Annotated in this window: 24 protein-coding genes; 16 read left to right on the top strand and 8 right to left on the bottom strand. The window is 65.6% G+C overall.

Translation table 11 applies throughout. From position 1 onward, the window contains the following. Positions 1–4 precede the first annotated feature (4 nt). The 5 genes from ipdA to NL241_RS02975 are packed head-to-tail and all read left to right on the top strand — an operon-like array spanning position 5 to position 4,972. Positions 5–886, top strand: a complete 882-nt coding sequence (ipdA, locus tag NL241_RS02995; RefSeq protein ID WP_494396727.1) for a cholesterol ring-cleaving hydrolase subunit IpdA — start codon at positions 5–7, stop codon at positions 884–886. After that, complete coding sequence (ipdB, locus tag NL241_RS02990; protein ID WP_487695994.1) at positions 883–1,629, top strand: cholesterol ring-cleaving hydrolase subunit IpdB; 747 nt, start codon at positions 883–885, stop codon at positions 1,627–1,629. The genes ipdA and ipdB overlap by 4 nt, the downstream gene beginning before the upstream one ends. After that, positions 1,626–2,699 (top strand): (3aS,4S,5R,7aS)-5-hydroxy-7a-methyl-1-oxo-octahydro-1H-indene-4-carboxyl-CoA dehydrogenase, encoded by a 1,074-nt coding sequence (gene ipdC / locus NL241_RS02985; RefSeq protein ID WP_487695995.1) that lies wholly within the window; start codon positions 1,626–1,628, stop codon positions 2,697–2,699. The genes ipdB and ipdC overlap by 4 nt, the downstream gene beginning before the upstream one ends. A gap of 51 nt (positions 2,700–2,750) precedes the next feature. After that, on the top strand, positions 2,751–3,863 hold the full coding sequence (locus tag NL241_RS02980) for an NDMA-dependent alcohol dehydrogenase (RefSeq protein WP_494396726.1): 1,113 nt from the start codon (positions 2,751–2,753) through the stop codon (positions 3,861–3,863). 2 nt (positions 3,864–3,865) lie between these two features. Then, positions 3,866–4,972 carry an NDMA-dependent alcohol dehydrogenase gene (locus NL241_RS02975; protein WP_494396725.1) on the top strand — a complete coding sequence of 369 codons (1,107 nt, stop codon included), beginning with the start codon at positions 3,866–3,868 and terminating at the stop codon, positions 4,970–4,972. Between the two features lie 67 nt (positions 4,973–5,039). Here the strand turns inward: NL241_RS02975 and fadA6 are convergent, their stop codons facing one another. Genes fadA6 through ipdE1 form a run of 4 tightly spaced genes read right to left on the bottom strand, consistent with a single transcriptional unit; the run spans position 5,040 to position 8,782 of the window. After that, positions 5,040–6,188 (bottom strand): steroid 3-ketoacyl-CoA thiolase FadA6, encoded by a 1,149-nt coding sequence (fadA6, locus tag NL241_RS02970; protein ID WP_487695998.1) that lies wholly within the window; start codon positions 6,186–6,188, stop codon positions 5,040–5,042. A 1-nt stretch (position 6,189) separates the two neighbouring features. After that, positions 6,190–6,795, bottom strand: a complete 606-nt coding sequence (gene kstR2 / locus NL241_RS02965; RefSeq protein WP_494396724.1) for a TetR family transcriptional regulator KstR2 — start codon at positions 6,793–6,795, stop codon at positions 6,190–6,192. A 36-nt stretch (positions 6,796–6,831) separates the two neighbouring features. Beyond that, positions 6,832–7,620 (bottom strand): (5R,7aS)-5-hydroxy-7a-methyl-1-oxo-2,3,5,6,7,7a-hexahydro-1H-indene-carboxyl-CoA reductase, encoded by a 789-nt coding sequence (ipdF, locus tag NL241_RS02960; protein ID WP_494396723.1) that lies wholly within the window; start codon positions 7,618–7,620, stop codon positions 6,832–6,834. Between the two features lie 13 nt (positions 7,621–7,633). Then, positions 7,634–8,782, bottom strand: a complete 1,149-nt coding sequence (gene ipdE1, locus NL241_RS02955; RefSeq protein WP_487696001.1) for an acyl-CoA dehydrogenase IpdE1 — start codon at positions 8,780–8,782, stop codon at positions 7,634–7,636. Positions 8,783–8,967: 185 nt separating this feature from the next. Between ipdE1 and fadD3 the strand changes: the two genes are divergently transcribed. The 5 genes from fadD3 to NL241_RS02930 are packed head-to-tail and all read left to right on the top strand — an operon-like array spanning position 8,968 to position 14,707. Next, positions 8,968–10,488, top strand: a complete 1,521-nt coding sequence (fadD3, locus tag NL241_RS02950; RefSeq protein ID WP_487696002.1) for a 3-((3aS,4S,7aS)-7a-methyl-1,5-dioxo-octahydro-1H-inden-4-yl)propanoate--CoA ligase FadD3 — start codon at positions 8,968–8,970, stop codon at positions 10,486–10,488. After that, the gene (locus NL241_RS02945; protein WP_494396722.1) at positions 10,488–11,630 is read left to right on the top strand and encodes an acyl-CoA dehydrogenase family protein; all 1,143 of its coding nucleotides are present in this window, start codon (positions 10,488–10,490) and stop codon (positions 11,628–11,630) included. The genes fadD3 and NL241_RS02945 overlap by 1 nt, the downstream gene beginning before the upstream one ends. Next, on the top strand, positions 11,627–12,586 hold the full coding sequence (locus tag NL241_RS02940; RefSeq protein ID WP_494396721.1) for an acyl-CoA dehydrogenase family protein: 960 nt from the start codon (positions 11,627–11,629) through the stop codon (positions 12,584–12,586). The genes NL241_RS02945 and NL241_RS02940 overlap by 4 nt, the downstream gene beginning before the upstream one ends. Continuing rightward, positions 12,579–13,547: an acyl-CoA dehydrogenase IpdE2 gene (gene ipdE2 / locus NL241_RS02935; RefSeq protein WP_494396720.1), complete on the top strand. Its 969-nt coding sequence runs from the start codon at positions 12,579–12,581 to the stop codon at positions 13,545–13,547. Before NL241_RS02940 ends, ipdE2 begins: the two co-directional genes overlap by 8 nt. Positions 13,548–13,594: 47 nt before the next feature. After that, the gene (locus tag NL241_RS02930) at positions 13,595–14,707 is read left to right on the top strand and encodes a pyridoxal phosphate-dependent aminotransferase (protein ID WP_487696068.1); all 1,113 of its coding nucleotides are present in this window, start codon (positions 13,595–13,597) and stop codon (positions 14,705–14,707) included. Between the two features lie 51 nt (positions 14,708–14,758). On the opposite strand, the gene NL241_RS02925 is transcribed toward NL241_RS02930, so the two are convergent. Genes NL241_RS02925 through NL241_RS02910 form a run of 4 tightly spaced genes read right to left on the bottom strand, consistent with a single transcriptional unit; the run spans position 14,759 to position 19,009 of the window. Beyond that, entirely contained in the window at positions 14,759–15,472 is a 714-nt protein-coding gene (locus tag NL241_RS02925; protein WP_494396719.1) for a carboxymuconolactone decarboxylase family protein, read from the bottom strand. 7 nt (positions 15,473–15,479) lie between these two features. After that, positions 15,480–16,919 carry an aldehyde dehydrogenase family protein gene (locus NL241_RS02920; RefSeq protein ID WP_494396718.1) on the bottom strand — a complete coding sequence of 480 codons (1,440 nt, stop codon included), beginning with the start codon at positions 16,917–16,919 and terminating at the stop codon, positions 15,480–15,482. A 27-nt stretch (positions 16,920–16,946) separates the two neighbouring features. Next, the gene (locus NL241_RS02915) at positions 16,947–17,711 is read right to left on the bottom strand and encodes an SDR family NAD(P)-dependent oxidoreductase (RefSeq protein WP_494396717.1); all 765 of its coding nucleotides are present in this window, start codon (positions 17,709–17,711) and stop codon (positions 16,947–16,949) included. A 32-nt stretch (positions 17,712–17,743) separates the two neighbouring features. Then, complete coding sequence (locus NL241_RS02910; protein WP_494396716.1) at positions 17,744–19,009, bottom strand: CaiB/BaiF CoA transferase family protein; 1,266 nt, start codon at positions 19,007–19,009, stop codon at positions 17,744–17,746. Positions 19,010–19,247: 238 nt separating this feature from the next. On the opposite strand from NL241_RS02910, the gene NL241_RS02905 reads away from it, so the two are divergent. The 6 genes from NL241_RS02905 to NL241_RS02880 all read left to right on the top strand — a co-directional run bounded on the left by NL241_RS02905 (position 19,248) and on the right by NL241_RS02880 (position 25,119). After that, the gene (locus NL241_RS02905) at positions 19,248–20,024 is read left to right on the top strand and encodes a GntR family transcriptional regulator (RefSeq protein ID WP_494396715.1); all 777 of its coding nucleotides are present in this window, start codon (positions 19,248–19,250) and stop codon (positions 20,022–20,024) included. Positions 20,025–20,198: 174 nt separating this feature from the next. Next, a complete protein-coding gene (locus tag NL241_RS02900) occupies positions 20,199–21,554 on the top strand; it encodes an MFS transporter (protein WP_494396714.1) in 1,356 nt (451 codons plus the stop codon). Continuing rightward, on the top strand, positions 21,551–22,378 hold the full coding sequence (locus tag NL241_RS02895) for an SDR family NAD(P)-dependent oxidoreductase (protein WP_494396713.1): 828 nt from the start codon (positions 21,551–21,553) through the stop codon (positions 22,376–22,378). The genes NL241_RS02900 and NL241_RS02895 overlap by 4 nt, the downstream gene beginning before the upstream one ends. 47 nt (positions 22,379–22,425) lie before the next feature. Further along, positions 22,426–23,556: an iron-containing alcohol dehydrogenase gene (locus NL241_RS02890; RefSeq protein WP_494396712.1), complete on the top strand. Its 1,131-nt coding sequence runs from the start codon at positions 22,426–22,428 to the stop codon at positions 23,554–23,556. A 151-nt stretch (positions 23,557–23,707) separates the two neighbouring features. Beyond that, positions 23,708–24,703, top strand: a complete 996-nt coding sequence (locus tag NL241_RS02885) for a thiolase family protein (protein ID WP_494396711.1) — start codon at positions 23,708–23,710, stop codon at positions 24,701–24,703. Further along, complete coding sequence (locus NL241_RS02880; protein WP_494396710.1) at positions 24,700–25,119, top strand: Zn-ribbon domain-containing OB-fold protein; 420 nt, start codon at positions 24,700–24,702, stop codon at positions 25,117–25,119. Before NL241_RS02885 ends, NL241_RS02880 begins: the two co-directional genes overlap by 4 nt. Position 25,120: the final 1 nt, after the last annotated feature.

The raw sequence follows: 25,120 nt of genomic DNA, 5'->3' as shown, positions 1-25,120 counted from the left end.
CGAAATGACAGACAAGACAACCACTCTGGACGAGGCCGTCGCGTCCATCGAGAGCGGCATGACGATCGGGATCGGCGGCTGGGGCTCACGTCGTAAGCCGATGGCACTGGTGCGCGCACTACTGCGGACCGACGTCACCGACCTCACGGTGGTCACCTACGGCGGACCCGATCTCGGGCTGCTGTGTTCAGCAGGCAAGGTCAAGCGCGTCTACTACGGCTTCGTGTCGTTGGACTCACCACCGTTCTACGACCCCTGGTTCGCCAGAGCCCGCACTTCTGGGGCCATCGAAGCGCGTGAGATGGACGAAGGAATGCTGCGCTGCGGGTTACAGGCTGCGGCACAACGCCTTCCGTTCCTACCGATCCGCGCGGGACTGGGCAGCGACGTCCGGGCATTCTGGGGCGACGAACTCAAGACGGTGCGTTCGCCGTATCCGACCGGGGACGGATACGAGGAGTTGATCGCCATGCCGGCGCTGACGCTGGATGTGGCGCTGACCCACCTGAATCTCGGTGATGTCCACGGCAATGCGGCTTACACCGGTATCGACCCCTACTTCGACGACCTGTTCCTGATGGCCGCGGAACGGCGCCTGCTCAGCGTCGAAAAGCTGGTGCCCACCGACGAATTGGTGAAAGCCGTTCCGCCGCAGGCTCTGCTGGTGAACCGCATGATGGTCGATCATGTGGTCGAGGCTCCCGGCGGGGCCCACTTCACCACCGCCGAACCGGATTACCGGCGCGACGAGAAGTTCCAGCGCCACTATGCCGAGGCCGCAGGCAGCGATGAGGGGTGGCAGCAGTTCGTCTCGACATATCTGTCCGGTAGTGAAGACGACTACCAGGCCGCAGTGCGCAAGTTCGCCGAGGAGGCAGTCAAGTGAGCACCGCCACCCGAGCCGAGATCTGTGCGGTTGCCTGCGCCGAGCTGTTCCGCGATGCCGGCGAGATCATGGTGAGCCCCATGGCGAACATGGTGTCGATCGGCGCCCGCCTGGCTCGACTCACCTTCTCCCCGGACATCCTGCTGACCGACGGTGAAGCCCGGATCCTGGCCGACACCCCGGCCCTGGGCGCCACCGGGGCCATCGAGGGCTGGATGCCGTTCGGTCGCGTTTTTGAAACCCTGGCGTGGGGGCGCCGGCATGTGGTGATGGGCGCCAACCAGATCGATCGCTACGGCAACCAGAACCTCTCGGCGTTCGGGCCGCTGCAGCATCCCAAACGGCAGATGTTCGGCGTGCGCGGGGCGCCCGGCAACACCATCAACCACGCCACCAGCTACTGGGTGGGCAACCACAGCACCCGGGTGTTCGGATCCGTGGACATCGTTTCGGGGATCGGCTGGGACAAAGTCGATCCCGACAACCCCGCCTATCGATTCGTCAACGTCTACCGGGTGGTGTCCAACCTCGGGGTGTTCGACTTCAACGGCCCGGAGCATCAGATGCGGGCGGTGTCGCTGCACCCGGGCGTGGAGGCCGCGCAGGTCGCCGAGAACACCGGCTTCGAGGTCCACGGCCTGGAGTCCGCCGAGACCACCCGGTTGCCGTCCGATGAGGAACTGACCTTGATTCGCGAGTCGATCGATCCGAAGACGTTGCGGGACAGGGAGATCCGCTCGTGACCAGATTGGTCACGCCGCTGACCGAGCTCGTCGGCATCGAGCATCCCGTGGTCCAGACCGGCATGGGCTGGGTGGCCGGAGCCCGGTTGGTCTCGGCGACGTCGAATGCGGGCGGGCTGGGCATCCTGGCATCGGCCACCATGACGTTGCAGGAGCTGCAGACGGCGGTGACCAAGGTCAAGGCGGCCACCGACAAGCCGTTCGGCATCAACATCCGCGCCGACGCCGGGGACGCCGGGGAACGGGTGGACCTGCTGATCCGGGAGGGCGTCAAGGTGGCGTCCTTTGCGTTGGCCCCCAAACCGGAGCTGATCGCCAGGCTCAAGGAGGCGGGCGTCGTGGTGATCCCCTCGGTGGGGCTGGCCAAACACGCCAAGAAAGTCGCCGGCTGGGGCGCCGACGCCGTGATCGTGCAGGGCGGAGAAGGCGGCGGGCACACCGGGCCCATCGCGACAACCCTGCTGCTGCCGTCCGTGCTCGACGCGGTCGCCGACACCGGGATGCCGGTGATCGCCGCGGGTGGATTCTTCGACGGCCGTGGGCTGGCCGCCGCGCTGTCGTACGGCGCCGCGGGCGTCGCGATGGGCACCCGGTTCCTGCTGACCTCGGATTCGACGGTGCCCGAGGCCGTCAAGCAGCGCTACCTCGCCGCGGCCCTGGACGGCACCGTGGTGTCCACCCGCGTCGACGGCATGCCCCATCGGGTGTTGCGGACCGGTCTGGTGGAGAAGCTGGAGAGCGGCTCACGTGCCCGGGGATTCTCGGCGGCCCTCCGCAACGCCCAGAAGTTCAAGAAGATGTCGGGCATGACCTGGAAGTCGATGATCACCGACGGCCTGGCGATGCGGCACGGCAAAGATCTCACCTGGTCCCAGGTGGTGATGGCCGCCAACACGCCGATGCTGCTCAAAGCCGGTCTGGTCGAGGGAAACACCGACGCGGGGGTGCTGGCCTCGGGTCAGGTGGCGGGCATTCTCGACGATCTGCCGTCGTGCGCCGAGCTGATCGACGAGATCGTGCGGGACGCGGTGAAGCACCTGCAATCGGCTGCGGGGCACATTCAACCCTGAGTTCTGCCAATCCCCCGTGACAGGTGTCGAGCTTTCCTACACTCACGCGACATGAAGATGAACGCGGCTGTCCTGTGGGACGTGCACGGCGACTGGAGCATCGAGGAGATGGACCTCGATCCACCGAAGGACGGCGAAGTCCTGGTGTCGTTCGAAGCCACCGGACTGTGCCACTCGGATCACCATGCCCGCACCGGCGATTTCCCGGCCCCCTTCCCCATCGTCGGCGGACACGAGGGTGCCGGCATCGTGCAGGAAGTCGGCCCGGGGGTCCGCGATCTCAAACCCGGCGACCACGTGGTCGCGTCGTTCCTGCCGGCCTGCGGCAAATGCCGGTGGTGCGCCAGCGGACACCAGAACCTGTGCGACCTGGGCGCACTGCTGCTGTCCGGGACGCAACTCGACGGCACCTATCGCAGACACATCGGCTCGCAGGACATCGGAGTGTCCCTGCTGCTCGGCACCTTTGCGCAATACGGTGTGGTGTCCGACGCCTCGCTGGTCAAGATCGACGACGACCTGCCGCTGTCGCGGGCCTGCCTGCTGGGCTGCGGTATCACCACGGGCTGGGGTTCGGCGGTCAACACCGCGCAGGTCTCACCGGGTGACACCGTGGTGGTGATCGGCGTGGGCGGAGTCGGCAGCGGCGCCATCCAGGGCGCGCGGATCGCCGGGGCCGAGCGGATCGTCGCCGTGGACATCGTTGCCGAGAAGCGGGACAAGGCACTGGAATTGGGGGCGACGGACTTCGCCACCTCGATCGAGGAGGCCACCGCGCTGGTGGCCGAGACCACCCATGGCGTGATGGCCGACTCGGCGATCCTCACCGTGGGTCTGGTGGAGGGCGCGATGATCGGTCAGGCCCTCGACATGATCCGCAAAGGCGGCGCCGTGGTGCTCACGGGCATCGCCGCGGCCGCTGATGTCACCCCGACGCTACCGATGGCCATGTTCACGTTGTTCCAGAAACGGCTGCTGGGCAGCCTGTACGGGGAGGCCAATCCCCGCGCCGACATCCCGCGACTGCTGCGGTTGTTCCGCGAAGGCAAGCTCCTGCTCGACGAGGCCGTCACCACCGAGTACAAGCTCGGCGACGTCAACGTGGCGTTCGACGACATGCTCGCCGGACGCAACATCCGCGGCGTCATCATCCACGACCACTGACCATGAAAACCACAGCCGCGGTGCTCTGGGAGTACGGCCAGGACTGGAGTGTCGAAGAGATCGACCTGGACCCGCCGCAAGACGGCGAAGTGCTGGTCTCCTTCGAGGCCACCGGTTTGTGCCACTCCGATGAACACGTCCGGACCGGCGATCTGCCGGCTCCACTGCCGATTGTCGGCGGTCATGAGGGTGCGGGCGTCGTCCAGGAAGTCGGGCCCGGGGTGCGTGACCTCGAGCCCGGTGACCATGTGGTGGCCTCGTTCCTGCCGGCCTGCGGCCGGTGCCGGTGGTGCGCCCGCGGTCAGCAGAATCTGTACGACCAGGGTGCGATGACCATGACGGGCATGCAACTCGACGGCACCTACCGGCGCCGCGCCCGGGACACCGACGTGGGCGTGATGGCCGGATTGGGAACGTTTTCGCAGCTGAGTACGGTCTCGGAATCATCGCTGGTCAAGATCGACAACGATCTGCCGCTGTCACGTGCGTGCCTGCTCGGCTGCGGCGTGACAACCGGATGGGGCTCTGCGGTCAACACCGCCGACGTCCGGCCCGGTGACACGGTGGTGGTGATCGGCTGCGGCGGCATCGGCAGCGGCGCCATCCAAGGTGCGCGGCTCGCGGGTGCGGAGAGGATCATCGTCGTCGATATCGTGGAAGCGAAGCGGGACAGAGCTTTTCAGTTCGGCGCCACCCACTTCGTCACCTCGGTGGACGAAGCCACATCGTTGGTCGCCGAACTCACCCGCGGTGTGATGGCCGACTCGGCGATCCTGGCGATGAGCATGCTCGAGGGCCCGATGATCAACGACGCGCTGAACCTCGTATCCAAAGGGGGCGCGGTGGTGGTCACGGCCATCGCGTCGATCACCGAGATGAGCGCGACGCTGCCGCTGATGTTCTTCACCCTGTACCAGAAGCGTCTGCTGGGCAGTCTCTATGGACAAGCCAATCCGCGCAACGACATTCACCGTCTCCTGGACCTCTACCGTGACGGCAAGCTGCTGCTCGACGAGACCGTGACCCACGAGTACAAGCTCGGCGAGATCAACGAGGCGTACGCCGACATGCGCGCAGGCCGCAACATCCGCGGCGTGATCCTGCACTGAGCGGGATTTGGGATTTGGGCGCGCTCGTAACCGCTGAGCGGTTACGAGCGCGCCGAAATCGCAGGTTCTAGAGGCGCTCGATGATCGTGACGTTGGCGGTGCCGCCGCCCTCACACATCGTCTGCAGGCCGTAGCGGCCGCCGGTGCGCTCCAACTCGTTGAGCATGGTGGCGAACAGCTTGGCTCCGGTGGCGCCCAGCGGATGCCCTAGCGCGATCGCACCGCCGTTGGGGTTGACCTTCTTCGGGTCGACCTTGAGTTCCTTGATCCACGACAGCACCACCGGCGCGAACGCCTCGTTGATCTCCACGGTGTCGATATCATCCATGGTCAAACCGGTTTTCTGCAGCGCGTACCGCGTCGCCGGGATGGGACCCGTCAGCATGAGGACCGGATCCGCTCCACGGGCGCTGATGTGGTGGATGCGGGCCCGCGGCGTCAGATTGTGGTCCTTGACGGCCTGCTCCGAGGCGAGCAGCACCGCCGATGCGCCGTCGGAGATCTGGCTGGCCAAGGCGGCCGTCAGCCGGCCGCCTTCGACCAGGGTCTTCAATCCGGCCATCTTCTCCAGCGACGTCTCGCGCGGGCCTTCGTCGACACCGAACCCGTCGATGGGAATGATCTCGTTGGCGAAGTGCCCGCCGCGGATTGCCGCCAGCGCTCGCTGGTGGCTGGCCAGGGCGAACTCCTCCATCTCCTCACGCGACAGATCCCAGCGCTCGGCGATCATCTCGGCGCCCCGGAACTGCGAGATCTCCTGGTCGCCGTACCGGTGCAGCCAGCTCTTCGATTCGTTGGTGGGCGAGGTGAAGCCGTACTGCTCCCCCGCCGTCATCGCCGACGAAATCGGGATCTGGCTCATGTTCTGCATGCCACCGGCCAGGATGAGGTCGGCGGTACCCGCCATGATCGCCTGCGCGCCAAAGGAGATGGCCTGCTGACTGGAACCGCACTGACGGTCGACGGTGACCCCGGGAACCTCTTCCGGGTATCCGGCGGCCAGCCAGGACAGCCGCCCGATGTTGCCGGCCTGGCCGCCGATGGCATCGACACAGCCGGCGATCACGTCGTCGACGACACCGGGGTCGACGTCGACGCGGTCGAAGAGACCACGCCAGGCGGCGGCACCCAGGTCGACCGGATGCAGGCCGGCCAGCGATCCGTTGCGCTTGCCGACCGCGGTACGCACGGCGTCGATGACGTACGCCTCGGGCATGTCAGACTCCTTCGGTTTGACTGGTGGCGGCGATGCCGCCGAGAACGATCGAAAGATACTGGGCACCAACCTGTTCGGCGGTCAGACCGCCCCCGGGTTGATACCAGCGCACCGACACCCAGGTGGTGTCGCGGATGAATCGGTACACCAGATCCACGTCAATGTCGGGACGGAAGTGCCCCTCGTCGATGCCCTGCCGCAGGACGTCGACCCACATCTTGCGTTGTTCGCGATTGCGGGCTTCCAGGTAGGCGAAACGCGGCTGGGAGGACAGCCGCTTGGCCTCGTCCTGGTAGATCACCACCTGGGCGTGGCGGTGTTCGATTGCCTCGAATGACGCCATGAACAGCCCCTTGAGCCGTTCCAGGGGATTGGGCTCGGTGTCGATGATCTGCTGATACCGAGCGAACAACCAGTCCAGGAAGCTCCGCAGCACCTCGTCGACGATCTCTTCTTTCGACTTGAAATGGTGATAGAGGCTCCCGGACAGGATCCCGGCGGCGTCGGCGATATCGCGGACCGTGGTGGCCCGCAACCCGCGCTCGGCCATCATCGTCGCGGCGAGCGTCAACAGCTCGTCGCGGCGCGTGGGCGCGGTGTTGTCCATCCTGGCAGAGTACCAACCAAGCACTTGCTTGGCCAGCTATGGGTGCTGGCTCGACACCGAGATCACCTCGCCGGTGAGGTAACTCGAGTAGTCGCTGGCCAGGAACGCGATGGTGGCCGCCACTTCCCACGGCTCGGCCGCACGCCCGAACGCCTCGTCCGACGAGAGCCGATCCAGGAGGTCCGCCGAGCTGGTCTTCTCCAGGAATTTGTGCCGGGCGATGCTCGGCGAGACGGCGTTGATCCGCACACCGAACTCGACGGCCTCGATGGCGCTGCACCGCGTGAGCGCCATGACGCCGGCCTTGGCGGCGGCGTAGTGCGCCTGTGAATGCTGAGCCCGCCAGCCGAGCACGCTGGCGTTGTTGACGATGACACCACCGTGGTCCGCATCACGGAAGTAGCGAAGCGCAGCACGGGTGGCCCGCATGACGGAGGTCAGCGTGACGTTGAGAACGCGGTCCCATTCGTCGTCGGACATGTCGATCACGGGGGTCTGCCCGCCCAGGCCCGCGTTGTTCACCAGGACGTCGATACGGCCCAGCTTGTCCACCGCACCGGCGATCAGCGCGTCGACGGCGGCGGTGGACGTCACGTCGCACACCACTGCCTCGACCTTGCCCAGACCCAGCGCCGCCAACTCGTCGCGGGTCTCCCCGAGTCGGCGTTCGTGGTAATCGGACACGATGACGTCGGCACCCTCGGCCAGCGCACGGCGCGCGGTGGCGGATCCGATCCCGGTTCCGGCGGCGGCGGTCACCAAAACCACTCTGCCGCGCAATAATCCATGGCCCTCGATCTCCTTGGGGGCTTGCGACAGACTCATCCTCTGGGCTTCCTCACGCTTTGGGCTCTCGCGGTAGGCCGAGCACCCGCTCGGCGATGATGTTGCGCTGGATCTCATTGGATCCGCCGTAGATGGTGTCGGCGCGGGAGAACAGATAGAGCCGCTGCCACTCGTCGAACTCGCCGCCGTCGAGGGTGAGCCCGGAGGCGCCCTTGACGTCCATGGCCAGCTCACCGAGTCCGCGATGCCAGTTCGCCCACAGCAGCTTTGAGACGTTGTCGCCGCCGGGACGCTCGACGTCCATGGTGGCCAGCGCGTACGAGCGCATGGCCCGCAGACCCACCCAGGCACGGGTCAACCGCTCCCGGATCACTGGATCATCGACACTGCCATTGCGCCGAGCCAACGCGACGATGCCGGAAAGCTCACGGGCATAACGGATCTGCTGACCGAGCGTGGAAACACCGCGCTCGAAGGTCAGCGTGCCCATGGCCACCCGCCACCCGTCGCCCGGCTCGCCGACCACCAGATCCGCATCGGTGCGGGCGTCGTCGAAGAACACCTCGTTGAACTCGGAGTCACCGGTGAGCTGGATGATCGGGCGGATCTCGACACCCGGCTGGTCCAGCGGCACCAGAAGATACGACAGACCGGCATGGCGCTTGGAACCCTTCTCCGTGCGCGCCACCACAAAACACCACTGCGCCCAGTGCGCCAGCGAAGTCCACACCTTCTGCCCGTTGATCACCCAGCTGTCGCCGTCGAGCTCTGCGGTGGTGGACACATTCGCCAGGTCGCTGCCGGCGCCGGGTTCTGAGTAACCCTGCGACCACAGTTCGGTGACATCGAGGATTCGCGGCAAGAACCGCTGCTGCTGTTCGGGTGTGCCGAAGGCGATGAGCGTCGGCCCCAGCAGCTCCTCACCGAAGTGGTTGACCTTGTCCGGGGCATCGGCGCGCGCGTACTCCTCGTAGAACGCGACGCGATGGGCCACCGACAGGCCGCGTCCGCCGTGTTCGACCGGCCAGCCCAAGCAGGTCAGCCCGGCCTTGGCCAGGTGCTGATTCCATGCCCGCCGCTCCTCGAACGCTTCGTGTTCACGACCCGGGCCGCCGAGGCCTTTCAGCGCCGCGAACTCGCCGACGAGATTGTCAGCCAGCCACTCGCGGACCTCTGCCCGGAACTTCTGGACCTCCTCCACCCCTGTAGGCTAACCTACCAAGCACTTGCTTTGTTGCCCGGTCGACCGATGCGAGACGCGGAGCCTGTGGAGCGGCTCGAGGAGGAGCCGGGTGATGTACATCGGCCCGGTCGACCGATGCGAGACGCGGAGCCTGTGGAGCGGCTCGAGGAGGAGCCGGGTGATCAGATCCGAAAGAGGCAACGATGACGACCGTCCCGCAGACGACTCCTGCGGTGTTGGACCGGATCGCACGCGAGTTACCCGAGCACGAAGCACTGGTCACCGCCGACAGGACCTTGACCTTCGGCGCGCTGCGCAACGAAGTGCGCCAGGCTGCCGCGGCACTGATCGACCTCGGTGTGGCTCCCGGTGACCGGGTGGCGATCTGGTCCCCCAATACCTGGCACTGGGTGGTGGCCTGCTTGGCCGCGCACTACGCCGGGGGCGTCGTCGTTCCGCTGAACACCCGGTACACCGCGAGTGAGGCCTCCGACATCCTGGCCCGCACCGAGGCGCCGGTGTTGATCGCCATGGGTGAATTCCTGGGCGCCGACCGTGTCGCCGATCTCGATCGGGCGGCGCTGCCCGCGCTGCGGCACATCATCCGCGTACCGGTGGACAGGGACGACGGCACCTGGGACGAATTCGTCGCGCGCGGAACCGATGTGGCGGCCGCGGACGCCCGCGCCGCGGCCGTCGCACCGGACGACGTCTCCGACATCCTCTTCACCTCGGGCACCACCGGCCGGAGCAAGGGTGTGCTGTGCGCACATCGGCAGTCACTGTCGGCGCCGGCGGCCTGGGCGGCCTGCGGCGAAGTCACCAGTTCCGATCGTTACCTGTGCATCAATCCGTTCTTCCACAACTTCGGCTACAAGGCCGGCATCCTGGCGTGCTTGCAAACCGGCGCCACGCTCATCCCGATGCTCACTTACGACCCCGAGAAGACGATGCAGGCCGTCGCCGAGCATCGCGCCACCGTGCTGCCGGGACCGCCGACGATCTATCAGACCCTGCTCGACCACCCCCACCGCGCCGACTACGACCTGTCCTCACTGCGATTCGCGGTCACCGGCGCAGCCGTGGTTCCCGTGGTCCTGATCGAGCGGATGCAGTCCGAACTCGACATCGACATCGTCCTGACCGCCTACGGTCTCACCGAGGCCAGCGGTTTCGGCACGATGTGCCGCGCATCCGATGACGCCGTGACGGTAGCCACCACCTGCGGGCGGCCGATCGCCGACTTCGAGCTGCGCATCGCCGATACCGGCGAGGTGCTGCTGCGGGGGCCGAACGTGATGCTGGGTTATCTCGACGACCCGGCCGCCACCGAGGCGGCCATCGACAACGACGGCTGGTTGCACACCGGTGATATCGGGACCGTCGACGCGGCAGGCAATCTCAGCATCACCGATCGACTGAAGGACATGTACATCTGCGGCGGGTTCAACGTCTACCCCGCCGAGATCGAGCAGGTGCTGGCCCGCCTGGACGGGGTTGCCGAGGCCGCGGTGATCGGCGTCCCGGATGACCGGCTGGGTGAGGTCGGCAAGGCGTTCGTCGTCGTCAAACCCGGGTCGACATTGGACCAGGAGACGGTGATCGCCTACACCCGCGAACATCTCGCGAACTTCAAGACACCACGTTCGGTGGAGTTCCTCGACGTGTTGCCACGCAATCCGGGCGGCAAGGTCGTCAAACCGCAGCTGAGAGAAAGACGCTGATGGATCTCAATTTCGGGGACGAGGCGCAGGCCTTCCGCATCGAGGTACGGAAGTTCCTGACCGCTCACAAGTCCGACTTTCCCACCGAATCCTATGACACCGCAGAAGGTTTCGAGCAGCACCGGCGCTGGGACCGGATCCTGTTCGACGCTGGATTGTCGGTGATCACCTGGCCCGAGAAGTACGGCGGCCGCGACGCCACCCTGCTGCAGTGGGTGGTCTACGAGGAGGAGTACTTCCGCGCCGGAGCACCGGGGCGGGCCAGCGCCAATGGCACCTCGATGCTGGCACCGACTCTGTTCGCGCACGGCACCGAAGAGCAACTGGACCGGATTCTGCCGAAGATGGCCAGCGGTGAGGAGATCTGGGCGCAGGCCTGGTCCGAACCGGAATCCGGCAGTGACCTCGCCTCCTTGCGTTCCACCGCCACCAAGACCGACGGCGGCTGGAAACTCAACGGGCAGAAGATCTGGAGCTCACGTGCGGTGTTCGGCGAGCGCGCGTTCGGGTTGTTCCGTTCCGACCCGGACGCGCAGCGGCACAAGGGCCTGACGTACTTCATGTTCGACCTGAAAGCCGACGGCGTGACCGTGCGGCCCATCGCTCAGCTCGGTGGCGACACCGGTTTCGGGGAGATCTTCCTCGACGACGTGTTCGTCCCCGACGAAGACGTGATCGGCGCACCCCACGAGGGCTGGAAAGCCGCCATGAGCACGTCGAGCAACGAACGGGGCATGTCGCTGCGCAGCCCGGCCCGGTTCTTGGCGCCGGCTGAACGCCTTGTCACGGCGTGGAAGCACAATCCACGGCCCGAATTCACCGACCGGGTGGCCGATGCGTGGATCAAAGCGCAGGCGTATCGCCTGCACACCTTCGGCACTGTCACCCGAGTGGCCGGCGGCGGCGAACTCGGCGCCGAATCATCGGTCACCAAGGTGTTCTGGTCCGAACTGGATGTCGACATCCACCAGACCGCGCTGGATCTGCGCGCGGCCGACGGTGAGCTGGCCGACTCCTGGACCGACGGTTACCTCTTTGCCCTCGGCGGCCCGATCTACGCCGGTACCAATGAGATCCAACGCAACATCATCGCTGAGCGGTTGCTCGGATTACCGCGTGAAAGCCAAGGACAGAAAAAGTGAATTTCGAAATCGACGAAGGACAACGCGATTTCGCCAGGAGTATCGACGCTGCGCTGGGGGCCGCGGATGTGCCTGCCGCGGTGCGCGCCTGGTCGGCGGGCGACACCGGCCCCGGACGTAAGGTCTGGGCCACCTTGGCCGACCTCGGCGTCACCGCCTTGGCGGTGCCCGAGGAGCAGGACGGTATCGGTGCGCACCCGGTGGATCTGGTGGTGGCTCTGGAACGGCTGGGACGCTGGTGTGTGCCGGGTCCGGTAGTCGAATCCATTGCCGTGGCACCGGTTCTGCTGGCCGGAGATGAACGCAACAGTGCCCTGGCCGCCGGTGAGCTGATCGCCACCGTCGCCGTACCCGGCGTCGCGCCCCGCGCCGTCGACACCGGATTCGCCGGGCTGATCCTGGTGGCCGACGGAGTGGAGGTACAGGAAGGCGTCGCCGGCGCGAGTCACCGCTCCGTCGACGTCAGCCGCACCCTCTCCGACGTCACCGCCACCGGCCAGTCCTGGACCGCCGACGTCGACCGCGCCGTCGAGTTCGGTTCGCTGGCCACCGCGGCGCTGTTGATCGGGGCCGGACAGGCCCTGCTGGACATGGCATGCGAATATGCCTTGCAGCGCAGCCAGTTCGGCCGGATCATCGGTTCCTACCAGGCCATCAAACACAAACTCGCCGATGTCCACATCGCGCTGGAGTTGGCCCGGCCGCTGGTCTACGGCGCTGCGTTGTCGCTGGGCGATGCGACGCCGGAGACGGCGCGTGATGTCAGCGCCGCCAAGGTGGCCGCCTCAGACGCGGGGCTGTTGGCGGCGCGCTCGGCATTGCAGACCCATGGCGCCATCGGCTTCACCGCCGAGCACGACCTGTCACTGTGGCTGCTGCGGGTTCAGGCGCTGCGTTCGGCGTGGGGCGACCCGGCCGGCCATCGGCGGCGCCTGCTGGAGGTCATCGATGTCTGACGAAAGAAAACTGCTGGTCCAGACGGTGCGGGATCTGGTCGGCAAACATGCCTCCCCGGCCGCCGTGCGCGCGGCGATGGACTCCAAGCGGGGATTCGACGAGAAGCTCTGGCAGCTGCTGTGCGAGCAGGTCGGGGTTGCAGCCCTGGTGGTACCCGAAGATCTCGGGGGTGCCGGCGGCGAACTCAGCGACGCTGCGGCCGTGTTGACCGAGCTCGGCCGCAACCTGGTGCCGACCCCGCTGCTGGGCACCATCCTGGCTGAGGTGGCCCTGTTGTCGGTCGCCGATCCCGATACCGACGCCTTGGAGGCGCTGGCCGCTGGTGAGGCCACCGGCGCCGTGGTGTTCGACGCCGATCACGTGGTGGGCGGCGATACAGCCGACATCGTGGTCGCTGTCGAGGACGGGCAGCTGGTTCGCTGGACGGAGTTCGCGGCGCACCCGCTGACGACCATGGACCCCACCCGTCGGCTGGCCCGCATCGATGCCGGGCAGCGCCAGCCCCTCGGCGCTGACCCCGGCCTGCTCGACGTCGCCGCACTCTTGCTCGCCGCCGAAGCTGTGGGGGCGGCCGCCCGGGCGCTGGAACTCACCGTCGAGTACTCCAAGGAGCGGGTGCAATTCGGCCGCGCCATCGGCAGCTTCCAGGCGCTCAAGCACCGGATGGCCGATCTCTACGTCAAGGTGCAGGTGGCGTCCGCTGTGGTGGAGGAAGCCGTGAACCAGCCGTCGCCGTCGGCGGCCGCACTTGCATTCGTCATCGCCAGCGAGGCGTTGACCGATGTCGCGGGCGAGGCCATCCAGATTCACGGCGGCATCGCGATCACCGCTGAGCACGACATCCAGCTGTATTTCAAACGCGCGCACGGCACCTCGCAGCTGTTGGGCCCCGTGCGCGAGCACCTGCGTCGCCTCGAGCAGGACGTGCTCCAGATGGACGGGGACGTGCCCGTAATCTGACTACGGTGAAGACCGCGTTGCGGGCGGGCATTCCGCCGTTCTATGTCATGGACGTCTGGTTGGCCGCCGCGGAGCGCCAGCGCACCCACGGTGATCTGGTGAACCTGTCGGCCGGGCAGCCCAGTGCGGGTGCGCCCGGCCCGGTGCGTGCGGCGGCCGTGGCCGCCCTGAACAGTGATCAGCTGGGCTACAGCGTGGCGCTGGGCATCCCCGAACTGCGGGCGGCCATCGCGCAGTCCTACTCGACGGCGCACGGCCTCGACGTCGACCCGACGGACGTCGTGGTGACCACCGGCTCCTCCGGAGGCTTCCTGCTCGCGTTCCTGGCATGTTTCGACGTCGGTGACCGGGTGGCGGTCACCAGCCCCGGCTACCCCTGCTACCGCAACATCCTGACGGCACTGGGCTGCGAGGTGGTCGACATTCCCTGTGGACCGGAGACGCGGTTCCAGCCCACCACGGAAATGCTCGCGGCGGTGGATCCGCCGCTGGACGGCGTGATCGTCGCCAGTCCCGCCAATCCGACCGGAACAGTGATCGCACCCGAGGAGTTGGCCGCGATCGCCACCTGGTGTGCGGACACCGGAGTGCGGTTGATCAGCGACGAGGTGTACCACGGCCTGGTGTATCCCGGTGCGCCGCAGACCAGTTGCGCATGGACGACGTCGCGGGATGCGGTGGTGGTCAACAGTTTCTCGAAGTACTTCGCGATGACGGGATGGCGGCTGGGCTGGCTGGTGGTGCCGAAACCGCTGCAGCGGGCTGTGGATCGGCTGACGGGCAACTTCACGATCTGCCCGCCGGTGCTGTCCCAGCGGGCGGCGGTGGCCGCGTTCACCCCGGAGTCCGTCGCGGAGGCCGACAGCCACCTGCAGCACTATGGCAACAATCGCGACCGACTGCTGAACGGCTTGCGGCACATGGGGATCGACCGCCTGGCTCCGACCGACGGTGCCTTCTATGTCTACGCCGATGTGTCGCATCTGACCGACGACTCGCTGGGCTTCTGCGAGAAGCTGCTCGCCGAGACGGGGGTGGCGATCGCGCCGGGAATCGACTTCGACACGGTGCGCGGCGGGTCCTACGTGCGGTTGTCGTTCGCGGGCCCCACCTCCGACATCGACGAGGCCGTGTCACGTATCGGAGCCTGGATTTCGTGATTTCGGCGCGCTGGTAACCGCTGAGCGGTTACCAGCGCGCCGAAATCCCGACTAGCGGGCCGCCAGACGCGACTCCTGCACAGCGGTGATGTACGGATCGGCCCCCAGGAGCGCTGCAATCTCGATGACCTCGAGTATCTGGTCGGCCGTGGCCCCCGCGTCGAGTGCGTTTCGCGCGTGGATCTCCACCCCGGGCACGTAAAGATGAGTCGGCACCGAATCGATGGCGATGTAGATCAGTTCACGCAGTCTTGTTCCGAGGCTGCCCTCTTCGGCAGCCGAGGTGGAGAACTCGGTGTACGCGGCGAACATCTCCGGGTCCAATACCAGTACGTCGTCCCATGTTTCGTGCCAGTACCCACGTCGTCGCTCGAAATCCTCCTTGAGCGAACGCTGGCGGTCGTCGAGGCTCCGACCCGGGGCCAGGCCGCGCTCTACAAGGACTCTCATCAGGGCGGGCACGCTGGTGGTCATCGCATGGATACTCATGATGCTGACGAGCTGCAGTACGTCGCGGATCTGTTCACGGGTGGCACCGGCGTCCAGAGCCACCGTCTGCTGCGCCTCGAATCGACTCCACTTGGTGTTGGCAACATTGCCGACCAGCGCCACCCCGATGAGAGCACGATCGACCGGCGAGAGACTTCGGCGCTCGGCCGGCACTGCGACCATGGCAGCGAAGCGATCGAAGAACAGGGGCCGTTGCTCGCGTTCCGACTCCAGATCACTGGTCCAGCCACCGACATGGCTTTCTAGCTGTTTCATGACGTTCCTAGAGTTGGATGCTGACGGTTTTGGTCTGGAGGTAGTGATAGACCGCGTCCGGCCCTTTCTCGCGGCCGAATCCGCTGGCTTTGTAGCCACCGAAGGGAGTCCGGATTCCGCCGGCGAAGTAGTTGTTGATGGACACCTGACCGGCATCGATCTGGCCGGCGACCCGATGTGCGCGCGACAGATCGCGGGTCCACAGACCTGCGGTCAACCCGTACGGAGTGTCATTGGCGATGGCGACCGCCTCGTCTTCGTCTTCGAACGGAATCACCGCGAGCACCGGCCCGAAGATCTCCTCCTGCGCGATCCGCATGTCGTTGCTCACATTGACGAAAATGGTCGGTTCGATGAAGCGGCCGTTTTCCAGGCCCTCGACAGTGGCCGCACCACCACCGACGACGACCTCGGCGCCTTCGGAACGCCCGATCTCGAGGTATTCCAGGACTTTCTGGAACTGCTTCTCGGTGGTCATTGGTCCCATCCCCGGGTTCTGCAGGCCACGACCCAGGGTCACCGCACGATCCAGTTCGGTCAGGCGGCTGACGAACTCGTCGTGGATGCTGGCCTGGACCAGCAGCCGGCTTCCTGCCATGCAGACCTGGCCCGCGTTGAAGTTGATGGCAGTGAGCGAACCCGCGGCGGCCGCGTCCAGGTCGGCGTCGGCGAAGACCACGTTCGGGGACTTGCCGCCCAGTTCGAGGGTCACGGGGCTCAGATGCTCGGCGGAGGCTCGCAGCACCGACTGCCCCGTGGGCACCGACCCTGTGAACGCGATCCGGCGCACCTTCGGGTTCGAGACGAGAGAGGCCCCCGCCTCGGTGCCCAGACCGGTCACGACGTTGATGACACCCGGTGGAACTCCCGCCTCCACAGCGAGGCGGGCGAACTCCACCACCGCCATCGAGGTGTCCTCGGCGGGTTTGACAACAGCGACATTGCCTCCCGCGATTGCCGGCGCCACTCCTCGTGCCGCCTGCTGCAACGCGGCGTTCCACGGCACAATGTGTGCAGTGACGCCGAAAGGTTCCACCCTGGTGTACGAATGGAATGCAGGTCCCAGGGGCACGGTCTCACCGTGGATCTTGTCAGCGATCCCGCCGTAGTACTCGTAGTAGCCGGCCGCCAGCCGAACGTCACCCTCGGCTTCGCGCAAGGGTTTTCCGTTGTCGACCGACTCCAGATAGGCCAGCACGTCCAGATTCTGGAGCAGGATGTCAGACAGGCGACGCATCGCCCGACCACGTTCCGCGCCGTCTGCGTCGCGCCATGCGGGCAGACTCGCTTCGGCGTTGTCCACCGCCTCGGCCACGATGTCGGCGCCGCCGCGCTGAATGCGCGCCAGCACGGCCCCGGTCGCGGGGTCGATGCTGTCCATCACCTGAGCGCGGGCCTCCGGCACTTCCTTGCCGCCGATGACTGACCCGTAGTACTCGCGATGCATGTGGGGGTTCTCCTCTCAGTGGGTGGATCAGGACCGGGCGGAGATGCCGCCGTCAACGGGAATCGTGACGCCCGTGATGAATTCAGAGTCATTGCCGGCCAGGAACAACGCCGCCTTGGCGATGTCCCCGGGCAGAGCGAGCCGGCCGAGGGGCACCCCGGCCCTCTGGCCTGCAATGGTGGCGTCGATGTCGTGCTGCTTGGCCATGAACGTGCGCAGCATCGGTGTCTCGGTGGACACCGGCGCGACAGAGTTGACCCGCACTTCCGGTGCGAATTCGACGGACAGTGCGCGTGTCAGTTGAATTGCGGCGCCTTTGGACGCCGAGTAGGCGCTGTTGTTGGGGCGGGCCCGGAAACCCGACAGAGACGAGGTGATGATGAAGGACGCGACCGGCCGCTTCTTCAGGTGCGGCATGGCAACTCGCGCCCCCAGCCATGGGCCCTTGGCGTTGACCGCCATGAGCTTGTCAAAGAAGTCGATCGACTGTTCACTGACGGGGCTCATCGGAGCGGCGACACCGGCGTTTGCCCAGAACACGTCGATGGCCCCGAAGCTGTCCAGGGCCGCGTCGACGATCGCCTGATTTCCTTCGAGGCTCGACACATCGGCTTCCACCGCCACGGCTTCTCCGCCTTGTTCGACGACTGCGGCAGCGGCTTCCTTGGCTGCCACACTGTCGAGGTCGGCGACCACCACCCGCGCGCCTTCTGCCGCGAACAGCCGCACACCGGCAAGACCCATCCCCGACCCGCCGCCGGTGACCACGGCAATCTTGTCTTGCAATCTCATGTCGTACGTCCTTTCCTAGGGGTTTGACTCATTCAGTGCTGCGGGGCCAGAGCAGACGAGGTGGTCTCGCCCTTCAAAGCTCCGGAGGTCATCAACCGTTCGATCTCGGGGTCGTCGAGTCCGAGTACGTCGTGCAGCACCGCTCGGGTGTCCTGTCCGAGCCTCGGTGGATAGCGGCGCGGGGGTGCCGGTCGATCAGGAAATCTGATCGGCGTGCCGACACTGTCGATGGTGTTGCCACGGCCGTCGTCGAGTTCGACGATCAGGCCTCGGCCGCTGTGGCGGGCCTGTTCGAGGGCTGAACTGACGTCGAGGACCGGCGCCGCCGGAACGTTGGCCGCCACCAGGAGTTCCACCCACTCATGGGCGGGTTTCTCCATGAAGGCGGCCTCCAGCGCATCCCAGAGTTCGTCTCGGTGGGCAAGGCGACCCCGTTCGTCGGCGAACCGGGCGTCGTTGAGGAAGCCATTCAGACCGACCACCCGGGCCATTCGCTCCCACATCTGCTGAGTATTCGCGGTCACCACGAACTCCTGGCCGTCGCCACCTTGAAACGCGCGGTAGGTGGGTATCGAATCATGCTGTGCGCCTTGCGGTTTTGGTGAAACCCCACTGAGAAGCGTGTAGACCGCCTGATAGGACAGTTGACTGATCTGGCCGTCGAGCATCGCGATGTCGATGACATCCCCCCGCCCGGTCCGCTCCCGCGCCAGCAGCGCCGCCAACACACCCACCACCGCGTACATGCCGGCGATGACGTCGCCGGCCGGGATGCCGAGTCGGGTCGCAGGACCGCCCGGGTGGCCGGTCACGCTCATGACACCGCTCATGGCCTGCACGATCATGTCGTAGGCGGGACGCTCGCGGAGTGGACTCACCTGACCGAACCCACTGATGGATGCCCACACCAACCTGGGGTTCATCGCCATCACGGCAGTGGCGTCCAATCCGAGCCGGGCGCACACGCCGGGCCGAAAGTTCTCGATCAGGACATCGCATTGCCCTGCCAGGTGTTTTACCACCGCCAACCCGTCGGGATTCTTGAGGTCGACGACGATGCTGCGTTTGTTGCGATTGCTCGCCAGGTAGTACGCGCTGTCGTCGCCAATGAAGTGCGGTGGGATGGATCTGCTCGAATCACCCTGCGGTGGCTCAACTTTGATGATCTCGGCACCCAGATCACCCAGGAGCTGCGTGGCGGAGGGGCCGGACAGGAAGGTTGTCAGATCCAGCACGCGGATGCCCGCGAGCGGTTGCACCGGCGATTTCACCGGCTCTTGAGTGGCAGCAGGTTCCATTTGTTCGTTCCCTCCGTGACTAAGTGTCGACACTAGGGCAGTTGCGTCGAGTTGACAAGGGGTTGCCGATTCTGGAATCAGATCCTCGTAATGGCCTGTTAGTTGGCGATTTAACGGCGATTATTGCAGAGCGCAGATCCGGACTCGCTGCCTAGTGCGACTTACCAAGTGCCGACACTTCTAAGAAGAGTCGACACTCCTGCCCATTGCCGTCCGATCGGCGGGCTACGGTGTGGTGATGACGACCGTGGATCAACCCGCTACGTCCGCCGAGAGCGCTTCCCCCGACCTGGTGGAGGAGCTCCTGACGCGCCTGCTGGGCGTCACCGGCCGGGAGGATTCACTGGTCGGCAAGATCGCCGTCGAAGTGGCACGCGACATCATCGAGGAGCGCGTCAACCCAGGCGGCGACCTGAACTCGTTCGAGCTGGCCAAGCGGTTCGGCACCAGCCGCACGCCTGTGCGTGAGGCGCTACTACTGCTCGAGAAGCAGGGCATGGTGGAGGTGCCGCCCCGCAGACGACCACGGGCCACCATGTTCTCACCGCAGGCGGTCGGCGAGATCTACGAACTCCGGGGTGAGTTGTATGCCCTTGTGGCACAGCACATCGTTGCGCACTCTGATGACACGGCTTTGAGAGCACTCGACAATCGACTCGCCAACATGGCCGAGGCTGCCGGCCGCGAAGACCATGAGGGTTACTTTTGGCAGTTGGTGCTGTTCCAGGAAGAATCCTGCGTGCTGGCGGCCAACGACACACTCAAACAGACGATCGACACACTCGGCTTGCGCGTCCTTCACCTGCGCCACCTTGGCATGGACCGAGGCTGGCAGTTGGACCGGTCGCTGGCCGATCACGAGCGACTGGTGCAGGCGTTTCACGAGCGCGACACCGCACTGGCAGCGGCGCTTAACCGGACGATGGCCCGCAATGCGCTCGCGGGCCTCATGGCGCTGTTCGTGGACGGTCGATTCGTTCGGCGACAAGAGACCGAACCCGTCCACCGGACCTAAAAGTCGACAGTTTGCGGCCAGTTTCCGGGATTCGCTTGCCACGGCATGGCTTAGTACGCCATAGTGTCGACTGTGATGGTGAGGACGTGACCCCCATCACCTAACACCACCCGTGGTGGCCCCTCATATGCCCGGCCCGTTCGCGGAGCCCCCAACGACACTCGCGGAGTACGCATGGTCAGCGCCCCTGATACCTCCAATAGCAGTTCCGGCACGTCATTACGGTCGTCTTCCTTCGCCGCCAAGCGGCGGTCACTCGTCGCCGCGGGCGTCGGGAACGCGCTCGAATGGTTCGACTGGAACCTCTACGGAATCTTCTCCGTATACCTCGCGGCCAACGCGTTCAGCTCCGAGGATCCGACCTCCGGGCTTCTGGCGACACTCGCCGTCTTCGCGGTCGGATTCGTCGCCCGGCCGGTGGGCGGCTTGATCTTCGGTCGACTCTCGGACCGACTCGGCCGCAAGACAATCCTGGTGGTGACCATGTGCCTGCTTGCCGGGTCCAGCGTCGCACTCGCCGTGATGCCCACCTACGGCCAGGTCGGCGTGGTCGCTTCGGTTTTCCTCTTGGTCGCCCGCTTGATTCAGGGGTTGGCCCATGGCGGTGAAGCCGGTGTTGCCTACACCTATGCCGCCGAACTCGCCCCGCCGGAACGACGGGGCCTGTGGGGCTCGGTCCCCTTCATCTCCTCGACCATCGGGTTGATGACCGCCACCGCCAGCGCGGCGATCCTGAGCGCGTTGCTCTCCAATGCGGACATGGAGTCCTACGGTTGGCGGATCGGCTTCGCGTTCGGCGGGGTGCTGGGACTCTTCGCGTTGTGGTTGCGCCGGTCTGCGGTCGAGTCCGACGTCTTCATCGAAACCGCCGAAGAAACCACTCCTGACGAGCGCACGGTGTCTCGTCGCATCGGCGCCAAGCAGGCAGTTCTCATCGGCGTACGCATCATCATGGTCTCGGTCGGTGTCAATATGTCCTTCTACGCCTGGATTTCGTTTGCGCCGACCAACGCGATCTCTCAGCACGGCATGGATCAGACAGCCGCCTTCACTGTCAGCCTTGTCGCCCAGGGATTGATCATCATCCTGCTGCCGTTCATGGGATTGCTCTCGGACAAGATCGGGCGCAAGCCGATGGTGCTCGCCCAAGGCATCCTGATGATCGTGCTTGCGTTCCCCATCGCCGGCATAGTGTCCGACGCCCCCTGGACGCTGTTCGTGGCCATCCTGCTGGGCAATATCGTGTGGGCATGTGTGGGGTCGATCTACTCGGCGATCGTCGCTGAACAGGCCCCAACGGCGGTACGCGCCACGGTGGTTGGATTCGTGGTGTCGTTGTCTGTCGCCGTCTTCGGCGGCACCGCCCCGTATCTGAACACGTGGCTGAACTCGATCCACAAAGGGTGGCTGTTCAACGCGTGGATCATGCTCCTCGGTGTCATGGTCATCGCGGGCTCCTTCGTGATTCGCGAAACCAAAGGCATCGACCTGCGCGACCTCGACAACGAGCTCGAAGCCAAGGCGTCGTGACACCGGATCTGACAGGTCGCACCGCCATTGTCACCGGGGCAGCTCGGGGCATCGGACGGGCCATTGCCGAAGTGCTCGCCCGACACGGCGCCACAGTTGTGGTGGCCGACCTGGAACAGACTCGCGCAACGGAAGTGGCGTATTTCATCAACGAAACTTGCGGTAAAGCAGTGGGTTTCGGTGTCGACGTGACCAACAGCGAGCATGTCAACGACATGGTGAGGTTCGCAGAATCTCTACCCGGCAGCCTCGACGTCCTGGTGAACAACGCGGGGGCGACCTCTGCGGCAACCGTGGAGAACACCGACGAGGCAGATTGGAGACGGGTCCTCGACGTCAATCTCACCGGGCCGTTCCTGTGCTCCAGGGCGGTGTTGCCGGGGATGCGAACCCGAGGCCACGGCCGGATTGTCAACGTCGCTTCCATTGCGGCCAAACGGATCAGTTTCAACTCTGGGGCCGGTTACACCGCGAGCAAGGCCGGGCTGCTCGGTTTCACCCGGCACCTTGCCTACGAAGCAGCACCACTCGGAATCAACGTCAATGCCGTGTGTCCGGGACCGGTGGCCACGGCGATGGTGGAGAATCTCACCGACACAGGAGCATTGGAACAACGCCTGCGCAATCTCCCGGCCGGCAGATTCCCCACGCCGCAGGATCAGGCCGATGCAGTGCTGTTCCTGGTTTCCGACGCAGCCGACATGATCTTCGGTCAGGCCCTCGACATCGACGGCGGCAGCTTGCTCGGCTGGTACGACACCGAAACCTACAACGCTCGCCGTACCCCAATCACCCAACCCTCTGAACAGAAAGGCAGCTTGTGACCTTCGTAGCCGAAGTTTCGGCATTCGAGTTCACCCATCCCAGAATCATGCGCGTCGGCGGAGGCACGCTGGAGTCGCTGAGCGAGGTGCTCACCCTGCTGGGATTGAGGCGGCCGGTGGTGCTGACCGATCGTTTCCTGGTGTCCTCAGGGGTGGCAGGCAGAGTTGCCGATCTCTTGCTCGGCGCGGGCCTGGAACCCCAGATCTTCGCCGACACCGTGCCCGACCCCACAACTGAATCTGTCGACATTGCCGTCGAAGTCGCCAGGGCCCACGACGCTGATTCGGTCATCGGGCTCGGCGGCGGAAGCCCCATGGACACGGCCAAAGCGGTCGCCCTCCTGATCCGGCAACCCGGTGAGATGGCGAACTACAAGGCGCCACGGCAGAATCACGGCCCGGCACTGCCCGTCATCGCCGTCCCCACCACAGCGGGAAGCGGGTCCGAGGCCACCCAGTTCACCATCATCACCAACAGCGTCAACGACGAAAAGATGCTGTGCACCGGGCCTGCGTTCCTGCCGATCGCCGCGATTGTCGACTATGAGCTCACGATGTCGATGCCGGCCCGGCTCACCGCCGACACCGGCATCGATGCCCTTACCCACGCGGTGGAGGCCTACGTCAGCCGTAGATCGAACCCGTTCTCGGACGGTCTGTGTCTCAGCGCGGTCTCCACCATCGGAACCTACCTGCGTCGGGCCGTGGCCGATGGGCAGGATCGCGAGGCGCGGTCGGCGATGATGCAGGCCGCCACTCAGGCCGGCATTGCGTTCTCGAATTCGAGCGTCGCATTGGTCCACGGTATGAGCAGACCGATCGGTGCGCACTTCCATGTGGCACACGGGCTTTCCAATGCCATGCTCTTTCCCGCGGTCACCGAGTTCTCTCTGTCCAGCGCGATCAAACGTTACGCGGACTGCGCGCGGGCTTTCGGAGCGGCGACGTCTAGCGATACCGATGAGGTGGCAGCCACCGCGTTCGTGATCGCATTGAAGACGCTGTGCGCGGATCTCGAAGTCCCCACACCCCATGATCACGGCATCGAGGCGAGCACCTGGCATGCGCTGATTCCCACCATGGTGGCGCAGGCCATCGCCTCGGGTTCACCGTCCAACAATCCCCGTCAGCCCACCGACCGCGAAATCGCCGACATCTACTCGGCGATCTACCGCTGAACCTCAGGAAGCCATGAGCATCTCGATGACGACAGCGATCGTCGGTGTCGGCGCGACCCGCCAAGGCCAGCTGCCCGGGCGGTCCGCCAACGACATTGCCGCTGAGGCAATACAACTCGCGCTCGAAGACGCGGGTATCTCCAAGGACGAGGTGGACGGCTTGATCACCTGCCGGAACCTTCAAGGCCGAGCCTGCATCGACGAGCAAGTGGGACTCCTGATGGGAATGAACCCGTCGTACAGCGCCACCCTCGACTACGGCACCGGGAACTTCTCACTGCACCTGGGGGTCATGGCCATCGCAGCCGGTCTGGCAAACACGGTTGTCCTGGCGTACGGCACCAATCAGCGATCGCAACGGATCGGTTTCGGCAACACCGTCGGCGGTGGCGCGGCTTTCGCGGCCGCCGCCGGGCTGGTGCACGTCGCGGGGCCGGCTGCGCTGGCGTTTCGGCGTCACCAGCATCTCTACGGAACCACCGAGGAACAACTCGGCTGGGTTGCAGTGGCTCAGAGGGAGTGGGCGACCCTCAACCCACTCAGCATTTTCCGCGACCCGCTCAGCATCGAGGATTATCTCGCGTCACCGTATCTTGCTGAGCCGCTGCGCCGTCCGGATCTCACGATGATCTCCGATGGCGGTGCGGCATTGGTGTTGACACGCGCCGACCGCGCCCGTGATTGCGCGAAGCAGCCTGTCCTCGTGGCGGGCATCGCCGAGCGCACCGCACTGCGGGGGTATCAGAATCCCGATAATCTGTTGCGGCCGTGGCTCGCTGCGACCGCGGCTGATCTGTGGCGCACCACCGGCGTCCGTCCCGAGGACATCAGTGCGCTCTATGTTCAGGACGCAACCTCAGTCTGGGTACTGCAGATGCTTGAGGCATACGGCTTCTGCGGCGAGGGCGAAGCCGGCGAGTTCCTGGCGGCTGGACACACCCGCCCCGGCGGGCGCTTGCCGGTGAACACCAACGGTGGCCAGCTGTCGGAGAGCTACATGTGGGGCTGGCTGCATCTCTGTGAGGCGGTGCGCCAGTTACGCGGAGAATGTGGCGACCGCCAGATTTCCAATCCTGGCTTCGCCCTGGACTGTTCGTCCCACGACTTCCTCAAGGCGGCAGCGACATTGCTGACGGTGAACTCATGACCAGTCACCTCATCCCGGACCTCGATGATCCGATCACCCAGCCGTTCTGGGAGGGCCTCACGCAACGCAGGCTCTCTTTCCAACGCTGTGTCGAGTGTGCCTACCTTCGATTTCCAGCGGCCGAACGCTGCCCTGAGTGCTGGACGCCTGGCGGCGAGTGGACTGTCGTCCCAGCCGCAGGCACTGTCTGGAGTCACACGACCTACCACCGGGCGTTCCACCCGGCGCTCAGTGCCGCAGTGCCCTATCAGGTGATATTGGTCGAACTCGACGCCGGACCGGTGCTTCCTGGCCGCTTGACCGGTGCCGGCGATCCGAAGATCGGTGCACGGGTCACCGGCGTGTTCACGCCCGTCACCGACTCCTTCACCATGCTCGACTGGAGCCTGGATTTCGTGATTTCGGCGCGCTGGTAAC

It is taken from the genome of Mycolicibacterium sp. SMGY-1XX (assembly GCF_059132455.1).
This window is presented reverse-complemented; position numbering and strand designations above follow the sequence as displayed.

Coding starts and splice junctions, on each gene's coding strand:
- ipdE2 (WP_494396720.1), top strand. CDS start 12,579: ATGTCTGACGAAAGAAAACTGCTGGTCCAGACGGTGCGGGATCTGGTC.
- fadA6 (WP_487695998.1), bottom strand. CDS start 6,188: ATGCCCGAGGCGTACGTCATCGACGCCGTGCGTACCGCGGTCGGCAAG.
- NL241_RS02910 (WP_494396716.1), bottom strand. CDS start 19,009: ATGGAACCTGCTGCCACTCAAGAGCCGGTGAAATCGCCGGTGCAACCG.
- NL241_RS02900 (WP_494396714.1), top strand. CDS start 20,199: ATGGTCAGCGCCCCTGATACCTCCAATAGCAGTTCCGGCACGTCATTA.
- NL241_RS02925 (WP_494396719.1), bottom strand. CDS start 15,472: ATGAAACAGCTAGAAAGCCATGTCGGTGGCTGGACCAGTGATCTGGAG.
- NL241_RS02980 (WP_494396726.1), top strand. CDS start 2,751: ATGAAGATGAACGCGGCTGTCCTGTGGGACGTGCACGGCGACTGGAGC.
- kstR2 (WP_494396724.1), bottom strand. CDS start 6,795: ATGGACAACACCGCGCCCACGCGCCGCGACGAGCTGTTGACGCTCGCC.
- fadD3 (WP_487696002.1), top strand. CDS start 8,968: ATGACGACCGTCCCGCAGACGACTCCTGCGGTGTTGGACCGGATCGCA.
- NL241_RS02975 (WP_494396725.1), top strand. CDS start 3,866: ATGAAAACCACAGCCGCGGTGCTCTGGGAGTACGGCCAGGACTGGAGT.
- NL241_RS02945 (WP_494396722.1), top strand. CDS start 10,488: ATGGATCTCAATTTCGGGGACGAGGCGCAGGCCTTCCGCATCGAGGTA.
- NL241_RS02915 (WP_494396717.1), bottom strand. CDS start 17,711: ATGAGATTGCAAGACAAGATTGCCGTGGTCACCGGCGGCGGGTCGGGG.
- ipdA (WP_494396727.1), top strand. CDS start 5: ATGACAGACAAGACAACCACTCTGGACGAGGCCGTCGCGTCCATCGAG.
- NL241_RS02930 (WP_487696068.1), top strand. CDS start 13,595: ATGGACGTCTGGTTGGCCGCCGCGGAGCGCCAGCGCACCCACGGTGAT.
- NL241_RS02905 (WP_494396715.1), top strand. CDS start 19,248: ATGACGACCGTGGATCAACCCGCTACGTCCGCCGAGAGCGCTTCCCCC.
- NL241_RS02880 (WP_494396710.1), top strand. CDS start 24,700: ATGACCAGTCACCTCATCCCGGACCTCGATGATCCGATCACCCAGCCG.
- NL241_RS02890 (WP_494396712.1), top strand. CDS start 22,426: ATGCGCGTCGGCGGAGGCACGCTGGAGTCGCTGAGCGAGGTGCTCACC.
- ipdF (WP_494396723.1), bottom strand. CDS start 7,620: ATGAGTCTGTCGCAAGCCCCCAAGGAGATCGAGGGCCATGGATTATTG.
- NL241_RS02920 (WP_494396718.1), bottom strand. CDS start 16,919: ATGCATCGCGAGTACTACGGGTCAGTCATCGGCGGCAAGGAAGTGCCG.